This window comes from Vibrio sp. 2433-A1 (assembly GCF_056726085.1).
In genome coordinates this window covers 128,913-145,273 of the sequence record NZ_JBRESC010000002.1, presented here as the reverse complement: position 1 = coordinate 145,273, position 16,361 = coordinate 128,913, and the positions used below count along the sequence as shown (strand labels likewise).

Annotated in this window: 7 protein-coding genes; 2 read left to right on the top strand and 5 right to left on the bottom strand. The window is 45.4% G+C overall.

Going from position 1 to position 16,361, the window contains the following annotated elements:
* Positions 1–3: 3 nt before the first annotated feature.
* Both ACU01J_RS03135 and hupA read right to left on the bottom strand, forming a co-directional pair.
* The gene (locus ACU01J_RS03135; RefSeq protein WP_481084375.1) at positions 4–696 is read right to left on the bottom strand and encodes a DUF1481 domain-containing protein; all 693 of its coding nucleotides are present in this window, start codon (positions 694–696) and stop codon (positions 4–6) included.
* A 91-nt stretch (positions 697–787) separates the two neighbouring features.
* Entirely contained in the window at positions 788–1,060 is a 273-nt protein-coding gene (gene hupA, locus ACU01J_RS03130) for a nucleoid-associated protein HU-alpha (RefSeq protein WP_004410720.1), read from the bottom strand.
* Positions 1,061–1,390: 330 nt separating this feature from the next.
* On the opposite strand from hupA, the gene ACU01J_RS03125 reads away from it, so the two are divergent.
* A complete protein-coding gene (locus tag ACU01J_RS03125) occupies positions 1,391–2,494 on the top strand; it encodes a CNNM domain-containing protein (protein ID WP_481084374.1) in 1,104 nt (367 codons plus the stop codon).
* Between the two features lie 96 nt (positions 2,495–2,590).
* On the opposite strand, the gene ACU01J_RS03120 is transcribed toward ACU01J_RS03125, so the two are convergent.
* From ACU01J_RS03120 to ACU01J_RS03110, 3 genes are read right to left on the bottom strand one after another with little or no spacing between them, the layout of a single operon-like run.
* Positions 2,591–3,883, bottom strand: coding sequence for an HlyD family type I secretion periplasmic adaptor subunit (locus tag ACU01J_RS03120; RefSeq protein WP_481084480.1), 1,293 nt, complete (start codon positions 3,881–3,883; stop codon positions 2,591–2,593).
* Between the two features lies 1 nt (position 3,884).
* Positions 3,885–5,930, bottom strand: a complete 2,046-nt coding sequence (locus tag ACU01J_RS03115) for an ABC transporter transmembrane domain-containing protein (protein WP_481084373.1) — start codon at positions 5,928–5,930, stop codon at positions 3,885–3,887.
* A complete protein-coding gene (locus ACU01J_RS03110; protein WP_481084372.1) occupies positions 5,927–7,540 on the bottom strand; it encodes an ABC transporter transmembrane domain-containing protein in 1,614 nt (537 codons plus the stop codon). Before ACU01J_RS03110 ends, ACU01J_RS03115 begins: the two co-directional genes overlap by 4 nt.
* Positions 7,541–7,839: 299 nt before the next feature.
* On the opposite strand from ACU01J_RS03110, the gene ACU01J_RS03105 reads away from it, so the two are divergent.
* Positions 7,840–16,302: a VCBS domain-containing protein gene (locus ACU01J_RS03105; RefSeq protein WP_481084371.1), complete on the top strand. Its 8,463-nt coding sequence runs from the start codon at positions 7,840–7,842 to the stop codon at positions 16,300–16,302.
* The last annotated feature ends 59 nt before the right edge of the window (positions 16,303–16,361 follow it).

Sequence of the window (16,361 nt, the reverse complement as noted above, 5' to 3'; positions counted from 1 at the left end):
AGCTTATTCTTCAATTAAGCTTGGACGCTCAATACAATCATGACTGTCATCAGACAACATAAGCAGCTCATTCACAACCACTTTATTGCTGCGTGTTGAACCAATAAACGCCGCATAGCTATCGACCGATGATAAACGGTTCACAACAAAGCTTGGCAACGTCTCATTGAACTCCACCTGCTCGTAACTCTTACCATTACACGCATCGAAGCTGGTTCCATCCCAATAGCCTTGAATCAGTCTCGTCCCATTACTACTTTGCTGCTTGGCAACATCAGCAATGTTGAGTGCTTCTTGCTTTAACCAAGCAATTTTATCCGCCTTAAGCGGCAACACTCGCCCATCTAGCCTATGTTGCTGATAGATCGCATCGCCGTCTTTGTTAAAGCGCACATGAATGCGATATGGCACTAGCTCGGTATCTTTAAGCTGTTCACCTTCACGAATCAGTTCTCGCAGCTTACCGTCATCCCATCGGTAGTCGGTTTTATACCAACCATAATCGCCAGCTGCGACATAATCGGCCGCCGTGTGAGGGGAGGTCAGACGCTCCGTATACCAATATAAACTGGTCGCATCACCCATCTTCTGTCCACCAGTATAGTTGGAGAACTGATCAAGATTTGGCGTCGGTACACTCGATGAGCAACCGATAAGCAAAGAAGCGATTAGTGAAGGAAGAAGTATTTTTTTCATAGTCATAAAACAAATATACGCCAAGATAGGAAAGACTACCTTGGCGTATTATATACAATCTAGAGTGTAAAACTCTGAAATCAGTATTTAATTATTTTACTGCGTCTTTCAGTGCTTTACCTGCTACGAAAGCAGGAACGTTCGCTGCAGCGATTTGGATCTCGTCACCAGTTTTAGGGTTACGGCCAGTACGTGCTGCACGGTGGTTAACTTTGAATGTACCAAAACCAATTAGTTGAACCTGGTCACCCTCTTTTAGTGCGCCAGTCACACCTTCAAGAGTCGCTTCAAGAGCAGCTTTAGCTTGTGCTTTAGATAAATCTGCTTTCTCTGCGATAAAGTCGATTAATTGGGTCTTGTTCATTAGGTTTCCCTTCTCATATGTTATCGAATTCAACTCACTCTAAATCATAAATGCCCTATCTGGCAAAGGTTTGTAAGCGATCTTTAGCTTTCATGACGTACTTTTAACCGTATTCTGAGTATTGACTCACAATTTGTTACTCTGGAAGGATCAGTTAATACTTGTTTTTAACCTCATTAGGCCTTATTTATACATCAGCAAAAGTCCGTAAAGCCTGATAGTGCGGGGCTTAATGCGAATACAAAATGTCCACTGTAATCATGCACAGGTTCGAAAAGTCAGACTTTTCATGCAAAGTTTATGGTGGGGATAAACCTACATAGGACACTTATGTTGTTGCTAACTATATACGTCTCTGTTGCGATTGGCGTATCGTTTATCTGCTCCGTATTAGAAGCGGTTCTTCTGAGTATCTCACCAAGTTATATCGCTCAATTGCGTCAGCAAGGCCACCCTGCTGCTGACGCTTTGGCAAAGCTAAAAACAGATATCGACCGACCTCTGGCTTCGATCCTTACCCTTAACACCATCGCTCACACCATTGGTGCGGCTATTGCTGGCGCGCAAGCATCTGTCGTATTTGGTAGTCAGTGGTTAGGGGCGTTCTCTGCGGTACTCACTTTTGCCGTTCTGCTATTTTCTGAAATTGTGCCAAAAACCATCGGTGCAACATATTGGCGCCAACTTGCGCCAATGGCTGCAACCATATTACGTTGGATGGTATGGGCATTAACGCCATTTGTGTGGTTCTCAGAACAAATCACTAAACGTCTAGCAAGCGGTCATGAAGCGCCAAAAATGCGTGATGAGTTGTCTGCCATGGCGCTACTAGCAAAAGAGAGCGGTGAGTTTGCCGAGGGTGAATCGAAGATCCTTACTAACCTACTAGGGATTCAAGACGTACCGGTTACACAAGTCATGACGCCTCGTCCAGTGGTGTTTCGCGTCGATGCTGAGATGTCGATTAACGAATTTCTGGATAAACATAAAGAAACGCCGTTTTCGCGCCCGCTGGTTTACAGCCAATCAACGGACAACATCATTGGTTTTGTCCATCGCTTAGAACTATTTAAGCTTCAGCAAGCCGGTTGTGGCGAGAAGCAGCTAGGTGCCGTGATGCGTCCAGTGCACGTGCTATTCAACACGATTGCTCTACCAAAAGCGTTTGAGCAGATGATGGCTCACCGTCTGCAACTAGCAATGGTGGTTGACGAGTACGGTACAATTCAAGGCATCTTGACCCTAGAAGATGTGTTTGAACACCTTGTCGGTGAAGAGATTGTCGACGAAGCTGACCGCACCACCGATATGCAAGAGCTCGCTTTTGACCGCTGGGAAAAGTGGAAAGAAAAACACGGCGTTATCGAAAATCGCGATGATGACGATGAAGAACAAGAAAAGCTATCAAACACGGACAATAAACATCTATCTTGAAGCTTTCACTCCCAAATAACCACGCGATAGACTAACGCTTTATGCCACTTGTGTATTGACAACCTAGACTGAAAGGGCGCTTATAGCGCCCTGAATTTATCTTTCACCGAATGCTCGACTGACGTTGGTATAAATAGGTTTCCATAAATATTGGAAAACGGTTTTTTCACCAGTAGTGATGTCTACCTCTCCCGTCATACCTGGTAAAATAGCAAATCGTTCTGGATTATCTCGGAAATATCCTTTATCTACCTCAATGACAACGTCGTAATAGATCTCGCCACGCTCTGTTTGGCTAGTAGTCGGAGATATCTCTGTGACGGTACCTTTAAGAGCACCAAATCGGCTGTAGTCAAAGGCATCAACCTTAACCCTTGCTACCTGACCAACAGAAACAAAGCCGATATCCCTTGGTGATAGTTTGGCCTTGAACGCCGCACTCCCCTCTACTGGCACTATCTCAGCTACAGTTCCACCTGGCTGTATCACTGAGCCATTGCGGGTAGTAGGTAAGCTCTGAATAAGCCCTTTTACTGGAGCAAGAAGTAAGGTACCCGTCACCTTCGCTTGACCAGAACGAACTCTTGCATTGAGCGCAGAAAGGTCAGACACCGCTTTGGATTTCTCTTTACGTATCTCTAGGATATTTTCAGCGTGCAGCTGGTCAATCTTAGTTTGGTTAGACTCAGCTTGCTTCAAAAGAACGGCTTTTTTGCCTTTGGTCTGTTCAAGTTTACTTTCAATAGAGCTTATCTGTTGCTTCATCTCCAAAACTCGAATCTTAGAGGTATTCCCCTTAGCTTGGCCTTTCTCTAGAATATTTAACTCTTCACGAGAAGATTCTAGCTGGCGACGCTCTGCTGGGATCTCTCTGTTAACACCTTTAAGTTCCTCGGCAATACGTTCGCTCTCTTTCTCTAGTACCGCCTTTTTACGTGACCATAGAGCCTTAGTCGCCGCCAATTGTGCTTGCTGTTCTGCGACCAAATTAGGATAGTCAAGGACATACTGAGCAAAGTCTGGCTCACGCCCTTTAATTAGCGCTGACATCCTTTCAATACTGAGAAAAAGGCTAGCCTGTTGAGACTTTAGCTCGTCTAGCGCAGTGCTCTGATAGGTAGAATCAAACTCAACAATAGGATCACCAACCTCTACCAATTGACCCCGTTTCACATAAACCTGTTTCAGTTTTCCACCAAGCTCAGACTGAAGTACTTGTTTTTCGCCTTCAGGGATGACAGCCCCTTTAGCTTTGGCAATCTCATCCACTTCGGTCAGCACTGTCCAAGCGACAAAAAACACCACGCAGGCACCGATAATATAGGTGCTCAGTGACAGCAGCCTTTGAGTAATTTTTGACTCAATTACCTCTGTAATTTCATGCTCCATATTAAGCATCAACCTCCGTAGTTTCTGTCTCTGACATAGGTCCGGCGTAGCTCACATTGCCTTGGTCAAGCACCACGACTTGGTCGGCAACCTTGATGATCTCAGGATCATATGAGGTAAAGATAATTGTGCTATCTCCTCGAATTTCCTCGATCCAGTTAAGGAAAATCTGCTTCTCACGGTTGGATACAACTGGGTTATCTAGAATGACCAAAGGATAACGATGACAATACAACTTTGCCCTCAACAATACATTCGCCTCAAAGCTAGAAAGAGGATGAGACAGAGATTCCAAATCATTAAGTTGGGTATCTAACCCCTGCTCTAGAGAGTTAAACCAATGCTCACCTCCCACACCAAACAGTGCTTGTAGAATAGCGTCATCTTCTACATCACGGTTATCCGCAATAAACTCACGCACCGTCAAAGGAATGATCTGAGGTTGATCGCCATAGTAGCCTAGCCATTTGCGCAACAATTGCGGATCATACTGGGTTAAATTGTGGCCATAATATTTGACAACACCATTTTGCAATGCAGCAAGACCAGCTAATACTTCAAGCAATGTCGTTTTCCCTGAACCCATAGGGCCCGTGATGGCAATGACTTCTCCTGCTGCTGCACTAAAGCTCACCCCAGACAGGGCTGGCTTCAATTGATTTGGAAAACGCAACGTAACTTGTTCAAGTTCAACCGAGGGCGCTTCTTGAGAAAGTTTATGATGTTGATATGAAAACTCCCCCTCAGCCTTTTGTAACATTGTTTGATTGATTTGTAATTTAGCTTGCTTGTACTGACCAATCCTCGAGTAACTGTTAGATAGCAGCTGAGCGGGCATAGTCACACGAGAAGTCAACATCATGGTTGCAATCAATCCACCGACGGAAAGCTGTTGTGCAAAGATAAGTTCGATGCCAAGAGCAATAACGCCGAGAGTACTCAACAGCCCAATAGCATAATAGATGGAGCTGTACTTCGCTTGGTGCGTCAGTTGGCTAAAACTATTCTTCGACGTTAAAGTATTTGCTTTCGTAAAGCGACTACTCCAGCGAGGCAGTATCTGGCTTGAGCGAAGATAATCTAGCTTACTATTAAGTTCATACACCAGTGAGTAACGAGTGGTCCCAGAGACAGTAACCTGATTATTCAGTAATGCTTGCTTCTTGTAGTGTTGTAGAGCTAATACAAAATAGAGCAACAGTGCGATGATAGGCACTAGCACCAGCCAGCCACCTAAGACTCCAATAGCGACAATAAAAATGATCACAAATGGGAGGTCAAATAGAGCGCCACCTAACGGGCCTTGTATCATGGCTTTTATCGACGCAACCGTGGTTAAACGATTTAGAAACGAAGAGAGGCTTGCTTGTCTACTGTGCACAAGAGGCACTGATATAAGCTTACGCAGTAATACTTGCGTCACTTCACGACTGATGTGATTGGCAACGGTAGTCAATAATTGGCTCCGAAGAACCTTCAGAATTAACATCATTGAAAACAGCAAGATAGCACCGATAGCGATACCAATGACTTCCCCACGAGCATCACCACCTATAACGTGGTCATAAACCGACATGGTGATAAAAGGAATAGACAGCGCAAACAGATTAACAAGTAAGCTAACTCCTAACAATCGAGGTATGATGCCCTTGTAAGCTTTTAAACGACTCTCGAACCAGTCCACTTCATACCGCTCTCTAGGTCGGTCTAACACCAGAATCACCACATCTGTGCTTTTTTCATCAATAGGGCTAGCTAGGACAAATTGCTCTTGGTCATACTCAAAATATTGGTCTAAAGCGTATTTACAACTAACAGCTTTATTATTAGTAATACGCACTGCTATCTGATGCTCTATTTTCGACAACTTTTTCGAGGCAGGATGAATCTCATATGGAATCATCAAGCGATCCAGAAGCTCAAACAGATCACTACTTTCGACGACTGGGTTCAACCCCAACCATTCGTTCGTAAAGTTCTGAACACCAGCGTCCACATCCAGCACCTTGAGAATATCTTGAATACTCTTGATATAACTTGTGTTCACAATGCGCTCTCCGTAATTTCAATACTTTGCTTTGACAGCTCCAGTAGCAAGGGATGCTCGCTGTTTAATACAAAGCTACGCCCTTTTGAAAGGTAAAACTCAAGTACAGATTTGAAGCGATGTACCGACTCTAGGTCGAGATCTCGTTCAGGGCGATCAAAGATGACAACAGGAGTCGGTTGAGATAATTGCCCTATGATAGAAACTAGCTTTATGGTACCTCGGCTCAGTTTAGTGCCAAGGTTAAAGCCCACCTTTGTTTGAACACCGTCAGACAGCTCAGAGATAATCTTATTTAGACCAAGAGCATCAGTTAGCTGGTTAGCTTCTTCAATGCGATCATTATTAAATGCGCACAAGTTATCTAAAAGGCTGCCTGATACTAGACTTGGGCGTGTCGAGACAAAGCCGATATTCTCTCGCCACCATATCGAAGACATATCTATGGGTTCTTCTCCCCAAACACTGATGCCTTTTTCAAAGACTTCTAATCCAGCCGCCAAAGTCACCGCATGGCTGGCTACATCGGTATCGAGGTGAGAGATATCGACCAACTCTCCCTGTTTCAAGCTTAGGGAAAAGTTATAGCTACGTTCGAATCGCTTGAAAGCAACATCATGTAAACTTAACGATTGAAAATTTTGATTATAAGGCTTCTCCTGGTCTGCTTCTGTAAGGCCATCCAGAAGTTCAGTTAACGAGTGATTCGCTACCATAAAAGAGCTGTATTTAAGGCGAAGTCCAAGTAGAGCACTCAGAGGAGCAACTGCTCGACCTGCAAGGATAGAACAAGCTGCAAGACCACCAGTGGTTAAGTTACCATCCAATACGCTCAAGCTCCCAATAAAGACCATGGCGACGGAGGTACCCATAGCTGCAATCTGGATCAGTTCCTGAGCAACAGCAATATTTCGCTCAGACTCCGAACTTGCGAGATAGTGTTTTTGATTCAACTTCTTAAAATAACGATATAGCTTAGACTCAGATGCTTGACTTTTAACATTGTTCAAAAAGCCAAATACCAAAATAAGAAAGTTTACTCGCTGTTGTTCAATATTCGCGGCGCATAAGGCGTGCTCGCTAGATTTCTTAGAGAAAACCCAGACAAAGGCAAAGGTAATCGCCCATACTACGATAGGTATGATCACTAGCGCCCCACCCACATAGCTGATCAGCAGTAGAAAGATGATGGCAAAAGGCACATCTATCAACCCACTGATAAAACCACCCGAATAGAAGTCCTTAATTAAGGCAACGCCTTTTAAGCCTTCTTGCAATGTACCAGGCTTCAGCCCCTTAACCTGAGCCGGAGTTGCTCGGCTCAAACGCTCAATAATGATTTGATAGGTCTTATGCTCGGTATTAACCGCTGCAGAGCCTAGTATCCAGGTTCGTACATAACGAAGAAACGCATCCAACAAGATGGCTAGAGTCGCACCTAGTACCAGTAGAAAAGCTGTTCCATAGCTTTGGTTAGGAAGAATACGATCATAGATTTGCAAAATGACCAAGGGAATTGCAAGTGACATCAGGTTAATAAGCAGAGATGAAGGCAATACCCTCAATACCGTCTTGAATTTTGATGTGTGTGCAATGAGGTTTGTAGTCATTTACCTTATCCATCCGCCTCGTGGGAAAACTACGTACAATACACGAATTAGTGTTCACCTCATAGCCACCAAAACAGAGATTTTACAAACTTATTAATAACTTAACATTGGACACTGCCGCATATCGACATAAGTCGTTTATTCAACATTAAGGCTATTCTTGATGAAAATAGAACTCATAAGCGAGGCCTATAGTTTACCACTTTAAGTATAGCGTTCAGTTGCATAGTAAGATGCTCTATGGAAAGGGTACAATACGCCCCCAATACAATTGATTGATGCTAGTGAGTGGGGTTTTCATGGCTAATGATGGGAAAATAGAGAAGGTTCTAAAGCAGCAACCTGAGATTAAGAAAGAAGACAAATCTCAGAAAAGTCACAATATTGATACCAATAAGCGTAAGAGTAGAAGAGCGTCTTTAGTGAAGGGGCGACTGTTCTCTAGTGCCAAAGAGTACTTTGATTCTTCATCGCAAGTTTCCTTTGTATTACCTTCTTACAACGAAACAATGACACAGACCTCAACTGTTTCGGATGAGTCTGAGTCAGAGAACCATCACACCACCCATCATCAAACCGACGACAATCATCCTGTAGTAACTTCAGCAGAAAAACACCAACCAGCTCACACTGAGTCAGCACCTGTACTTGTAAGCATGAATAAATCTCAGGGAGATTTACAAAATACCGCAAACCACCACTTTCATCACACTCACCATGACAAAACCACTTCTCTACTGAGCGGTATATATGATCATATTCGCAGTATAATAAACTCTATTAAACCAACCCCTGCTATTACACCAACGGCCAGTACTTCGGGCGGCTCATCCCACACTTCTGATCCGATTGGTAGCACTGTACAAACGGGCACAGTTGTAGAAGATATAGTGACAACGGTTAACGGCACCGTAGATATTCACACCCTCGATAAAGGTATCGGTTTGACATTTACCGCCGACCATTTAGATGGGCAGTATGGTAAATTCACCCTAGATAAGGATAACGGAGAGTGGAGCTACACCTTAGATAACAAGGGGTCTCAAAGCCTAGCCCAAGGTGAGATTCACCACGAGCTGATGCAAGTTACAGCGACTAACACTTTGGGTCTGTCAAAGACACTCACGGTAACAGTTGCGGTCAAGGGGACCAATGATGTTCCCGTGATCACTAGTCAGAAGCAGACGGGGAGTGTCAAAGAAGATGGTGTTCTTTCGGCAAGCGGACAAGTTACAGCGACAGATATAGACCACAGCTCTTCAATTGTATTTTCTTCAGATCACCTCAAAGGCGCATACGGTGATTTTACTCTAGACAGTAAAACAGGACAGTGGACCTATACCCTTAATAATACAGCACACCAAACCCTTGCTGAGGGTGAAAGTCACACTGAGAAACTGCAGGTGATAGTCACTGACGAACATGGCGCATCAACAAATCAAGAGATTTCGGTTGTGATCAACGGGACAAATGATCTCCCAACGATCGATGTCATTCTGGCTCAAAAAGCAACAGAAGATGGTGCTATTGTCCATTCTCAAGTTAACGCCTCTGATATCGATACTCTAGACAGCTTGACTTTCCAAACCTCAGCCAACATTCCAGGCTTTACGCTAAATACTGACGGCACATACTCTTTCAACCCTTCTGATCAAGCTTATCAGCACTTAGCCGAAGGGCAGGCCCAGACTATTTCCATCCCAGTGACTGTATCGGACCCTCATGGAGGCAGTGAAACCAAAGATCTTGTGATTACGGTTACGGGTACCAATGATAGTCCGGAATTATCAGTAGCGGTGCAATCACTGGGCCAAGGTCAGTTAACTGCAACCGATGTGGACACCAATGATACGCACTCTTTTGAGATATTGGATGGTGCGAATCCAGTTCAGACTCTACAAGGTCAGTTCGGTGACTTAGTGCTAGATAAAAATAGCGGCCAGTACCTCTATACCCCGAATACTAGTGTGCAGGGTATGGGCTACGACCCAACAACACACGAGTATCGTGGGCATGAATATTTCCACGTTCAAGTCTCAGACAATCAAGGTGGCAGCGATGATAAATACCTCACGTTTGAGGTGGTAGGCACAGTAAGTCAACCTACTCAACCTAGTGGCCAAAGCGTTATCACCATGAAGCTAGTAACACCGACTAATCCACCATCTACAGATTCGGGTACTGCAACGCCACTTCAACAGGTAACAGATACTCCGCCACAATTAAATCCATTCAAAGCACCGCCAACGAATGGGGTCACGATAGACCTGATTGATGGCAGCGACACGGGTAAGAGTCACACTGACGATTTAACCTCAAGTACAACTCCAACAGTAACGGGGACGACAGTCTTACCCGACTCAGTCGTTACCATCTATGACCACGGTCAGCTAGTAGCGACGGTGACCTCAGATAATAATGGTGATTATACGGCGACGTTGCCCACAATGATCGGTTCAGAACAAGGGGAAACTCACGACCTAGTTGCCGAAGCAGTAGCACCAAGCCAAACCAGCGCACATAAGACAAGTTCGCCAAATCTAAGCTTAACCATAGATACGGGAGTGACCGCTGCCGATGCGACAAATACCGCCACCGAAGATCAACAAGGTGTAGTAAGCGGTCAATTGGCACTTGCTGTAGATACAGGTGGTAACAGTGAAGTAACGACCACCGGTGATATAGCCGGTAAATACGGCACTTACCATTTAAACTCTGATGGCAGTTACACCTACACACTTGATAATACCAAACCAGAAGTACAGGCATTTTCTGCAGGCACTCAACATCAAGACCAAGTTAACTATAGCGTCACTGATGCGGCAGGGAATATTGCCAATGCGCAGCTAACCGTTACCATTACGGGGACTAACGATAATCCAGTCTTGTCAGTCACAGGACAATCGTCGGGCCAAGGCCGCTTAACATCAGCCGATGTAGACAGCGGTGATACACACGCCTATCAGATTGTTGATTCAGGTACCAATGTGCAAAGCATGCAAGGCACATTTGGTGATTTAACTCTGGACTCAACGACTGGGCAGTATGTCTATACCCCCCATCAAAGCGTCGCTGGCATGGCTTTCAGCAACGGTAAATATCAAGGACAAGATACTTTTGAAGTGCAGGTTAGCGATAACCATGGTGGTACGGATAGAAAATTTATCACCTTCAATCCAGAAGGCACACTAACTCAACCAACTTCAGGGGGGACACCCGTATTAACCATGCAGGTTCCAACCGTCCCTCAGGTCGCTGATGTTCGCCCGCCTACTACTCAATTGATACCGCCTACAAATACAGTGGACATTGATCTCACGGATGGTAGTGACAGTGCTCAACCCAGTCATCTTGGTACGGGAACAAATTCCGATGAGTTGACCAATGATGTAACCCCTACTCTTGCTGGCACCACGGCCGTTCCATTCTCTAAAGTAGATATTTTAGACAATGGTCAATTAGTCACTTCTACTTACACTGATGATAAGGGCGCTTACAGTATCACCTTGCCCACACAAAGCGTGGGGATCCATAACTATGTAGCACATGCTACTGCTCCAGGTGCGACACATGCTGAGGACTCAACACGATTAGCAGTAGAAATAGACACAACAGCACCTGTGATTAGCATCGATCCAATTAGTACCGACAACGTGATTAATGCGGCTGAACATAAACAAGCACTGACGATTAGTGGTGTGACGGATGCTGAAATCGGTCAGATAGTTGCCATACATCTAGGTCCTGCCAATGGAGGCCACGATTACACAGCAACAGTCATTGCTGGAAATGGGGGAAAGCATACCTTTACCCTAGATATTCCTCCAGCAGAAGTAGGAGCACTGACAGATGGTCAACATTACCCAATCAGTGCTACGGTTATCGATAAAGCAGGCAACCCTAGCACGACCGCACATAGTGATGTTGTTGTTGATTTGACAGCGACTCAGGTAATCAATGGCCAACATGGCACTGTAATCGAAGACACTCAACCTAGCACGAGTTTAACTCTGAGCGTCCCTAATGGTGAAGCGATCACTTGGCATGCAGCACAGCCACAGATGGGCAATCTAGGTGAGCTGACCTTAGACGCAACCACTGGGACTTGGACTTACAACCTTGACCATACTAAAGCGGATCACCTACAGCAAGGTGAAAAGGCAACCCCTGAGCAATTCACTGTGACGGGTACTGACGCTCAAGGAAACCCGGTTACTCAACAAATTACCGTTGATATCACAGGCACCAAAGATGCACCAATCATTACCGAAGCGGCAGAAACGGAATCTGTTACGGAGGTGGGAACAACAAAGGCCGGGCAAGCTATCCAAGGTACAACGCAAGCAACAGGCCAGTTCCATAGCACCGATGTGGATGTGTCAATCGCACCTGATAGTGCCGCATGGTCTGTCGTTGCTAGCCAAACTCAAACGCAAACGAACGCCGGTCAAGTGCAAGGCACCTACGGTCATCTGGCGATCGACTCTCATGGTCAATGGACCTACATGCTAGACAATAGCCTGTCTGCCACTCAAGCATTAACTCAAGGGCAAGCTGTTACAGAAACTTTTAGCGTAAGAGTAACCGATAGCACTGGCTTGACCGATACGCAAAACGTTATCATCACCGTCCATGGTAGCAATGACCAAGCACAGATAGCAGGGATTGATACCGGCTCAGTACAAGAAGACACCAGCGTTACAGGCGGCAAACTTAGCACAACTGGAACCCTAACGGTCAATGATGTTGATGCAGGTGAAGGGCTCTTCATCTCCAGCACTCAAATGGGCTCTTACGGTCAATTAGTACTTGATGAACACGGCACTTGGACTTACAGCGTTGACAATAGTCAGCAGGCGATTCAAGAGTTAAAAGCAAGTGAACACTTAACTGATACTTTCACGGTTACCAGTTCAGATGGTACTGAACATACCGTGACGGTCACCATTAATGGTACTAACGACCTACCGGTATTCTCCGGTAGCAGCAGCGCCACAGTGACTGATTCCGCTTCATTAGGACAAAATTTTGTCACCTCACAAGCTCATTTAAGTATCACTGATAGCGACCAAGGTGAAGCTCATTTCGTCGCTCAAACGTCTTTAGCACCAAGCTCAACAAACGCCGCTTCAGGCTTACGTCAAAATGCATATGGCCACTTGTCGATTGATACAGATGGTAACTGGCAATATCATCTCGACCATCAAGATGCCGTCAAACAGATCCCAAACGGAGTCTCAGTGGTGGAAACCTTTACCGTCACCTCCATTGATGGCACGACCCACAACATTGTGGTTACGCTAAATGGCATCAATCAAGCAGCAACATTCCAAGGTGATATTTCAGGTTCGATTACTGATGGTGTGACGACAAGTGTGAGTGGCAATATTGTTGTCTCTGATATTGATTATGGGGAGGCAACAGCAACAGCCCAAACTGGTTTAGCGCCTGACTCAACAGTAACAGACACCACGGCAGTTCCAGTAAACCAAGCCTATGGTCATATAGATATTGCAACCAATGGACATTGGACTTATACCGTCGATACCATTGATGCTCTGCATGCTATCCCCAGCGGTTCGACGGTAACAGAAACCTTTACCATTGCCAGTAAAGATGGGGCCTCACAAACCATAACAATCACTCTAACGGGTAGTAACGATGCTCCTACAGTAAGTTCGGCTATCGTTGTCGGTCATCACGCCACAGAGGACACTCCATTTGTACTAACTAGCTCTGAGCTGTTGGCAAATGCAAGTGACATTGATATTGGCGACAACTTACATATTGCCAATCCTCAGGTAGATGCAGCAGCCGGCACTGTAGTGATGGTAAATGGTGATATTAAGTTCACCCCAACTCATGATTTCTATGGTCCGGTGACGCTTCATTATGATGTGATAGACAATCATGGTGCTAGAATACAGACGTCCGCAAGTTTCACAGTTGATATGGTTTTGGAACCACCAAAAATCACCTTTGAAAGTACAGGTAATGACCATATTTATAACCTTTCAGAAGTAGGCACCGATGGCACAATTACCGCCACAATTCATCTGCCTAGTCGGATTGCTGTTGGAGATACGGTTAACATCGCAGGCACAGCTCACACAGTGACTCAAGCAGAGTTGACGGCAGGGGCTGTCACCACCCAAGTCGCGCCTGGCGCAGACTTGACAGTGAGTGTCAGCAAGCCATCTGGGTATACCTCTACAGATGTAACAGCAACGGCACCAAATGCTGATTTGCTTCCGCCGCCCAAACTTGCCGTCTCTCTTGAAAATGATACCGGCCAGTCAATAGACCCGTTAGGGCCATACGATTTAATTACATCGGATGGTACGCTGCATATCGACAATCAAGAGGCCGGCTGCCACCTACAATACAGTATCGATGGAGTGAACTGGACTGCATCATTTTCCCCGCAACTTGGTAGAAACACCGTTCAAGTTCGTCAAGTGGATGCGGCTGGTAACGTCTCACCTGCATCTGATAAGCTTGTTTTTGATCTAGATAATCAAGTGGTTGCTCCTACAGTAACGCTCTATCGAGACTCCGGCAGCTCAGCTCATGATGGCATTACAAACATAGGGACAGGAGATCCTTCGATGCTTCCCACTGGAGTCACCAATACCAACCCCCTTGTGTTGAGCAACATCGAAATTTCAGCAATTGTTGAATATTCGACAGACGGTGGTAGTACTTGGCTAGATAGCTTCCAACCAGTGGAAGGCGCAAATACTGTCCTTGTTAGACAAACTGACACTGCTGGTAACGTCTCTGCAAGTACCAGTTTTTCGTTTACATTAGATACCACACCTCTAACTGCACCAACAGTGACTTTTGAGCCAGTTAGTGCAAGTGGCTCATATACGACAGCTCAAGTCGGCGCAGATGGTACAATCACGGCAACGATTCATTTACCTAGTGCTATGACAATAAATGATGTGCTTGAAATTAACGGTCAGGCTTACCCCCTTAGCCAAACTGAGATTAGTGCAGGAACAATTTCATATGAAGTGAAGCCCGGAGCAACTCTGCAATTATCAGTAACGGATCTAGCCGGTAATGGGCCAGTTTTCTCATCAGGGACAGCACCACTAGCCAATACCGCTGCCATAATCGCCGGAGCTGACAAGGGGGCCGTAGTTGAAGACAAGGTGCTAACGACTCATGGGACTCTGACTATTCAAGATCCAGATATTGGTGACAACCAGTTCAGACCATGGGTGACCTCTGGAAAATATGGCCGTCTTGTGATGGAGGCAAATGGCGATTGGACTTACACACTTGATAACACCAACCCTGATGTAGTGGCACTAAATGGCAAACAACACCTAACTGATACCCTGCAAGTCACCTCAGTAGATGGCACGACTCACTCAGTGGAGATTGATATAACAGGTGATAATGTTGCCCCCTCTTTTGGTGGTGGACAACCGACTTCCGGAATATGGGTTTATGATCTTCCTGCACGCCAAGCATCGAAAGGGCCAAACGCCGCTTGGCTTTTAGGAAGGGATGTCAGAGATCCAGATGATGATTCTCACCATCTCCACTGGCGGCTATTAACAGATCCAGATACGCTCAAGTATGGGCACATAGAGATCAGTGACCATGGTGCGCTTTGGTACCGAATAGACACGACAGCTCCAGCCGTAATAGCGTTGCAAGGTGAAGGGGATACTAGAACAGAAACATTCAAAGTTGAGGTTACTGATGAGCACGGAGGACGCACAGTACAGACCTTCAGCCTTACTATAGCTGGCGGAAACTCCCCTTCAGTGGTCATAGGCATCAACCATGTTACCGGCGATGATATTATCAACACAGATGAGTCAACAAAAGATGTACATATAACTGGTAAGGTGTTTGGTGCTCTTGCTGGTGACGAGATCACAGTAACGATTGCAGGTACAGACCACAAAGTATCTCTAGCCACAGACGGGCTATTTGACGTACTCGTGCCTGGCTCTCAATTGGCAAACAGTGGCGTTGAAGCAAAGGGGCAGTTTGATGTCACCTTACACAAGGTATCGGATGGCAACGATCATAGTCATGATCTAACTACCACACATAGTTATCAGATCGATACTAAGGCTCCGACAGCTCAAATCGATGTTGATGATTTAACTCAGGATAACACTCTCGATGCACAAGAGCTCTCAGGAATGGTCTCTGTGACGGGGCACATAACAGGGGACTATCACTATGATGACCTCATTACTCTTACGGTCGATAACCACAACTATCATGGGCATGTAAAGTTAGATGGCCATGGGCAAGGTTGCTTCAGCATTGATGTACCAGGCAATGTGTTGGCTAATACAAATCATCTTAGTGTGACGATGAAAACTCAGGATCTAGCTGGAAATGAGTTTATCTCGTCTCAAGTAGACAAAACATATAATGTGGGGGCAAATCACCCTGCACCACCTGCTCTTGCAGATGAACCAATGGAAATGAAGACACTTGAGTCACTCGCTTCAAGTTATGATGATCATTCAGGTTCTCAGGCCTATCTAGACCAACTTGGTATTACCGAGCCCCAGCATCAAATGGGAGTACACGCAATAGCACAGGATATCGATTTGATTTTAAACCCTCACAATGCTCCAGCCTTGAATGAGCATGGAATCCCTGTTGATAATGCGACTATGACAAGCGTAAATGAACATCATCAAACCAAGGAAAACGAACCAAGCAAACATCTTCACGATCCATTGACTCACAGTGATTGGGACATCACAGTTCATCCCTGATGGTTATAGAAGAGCTGTTACCAATAACAGATTATGGCGAATAATTGAGGTCAAATGGG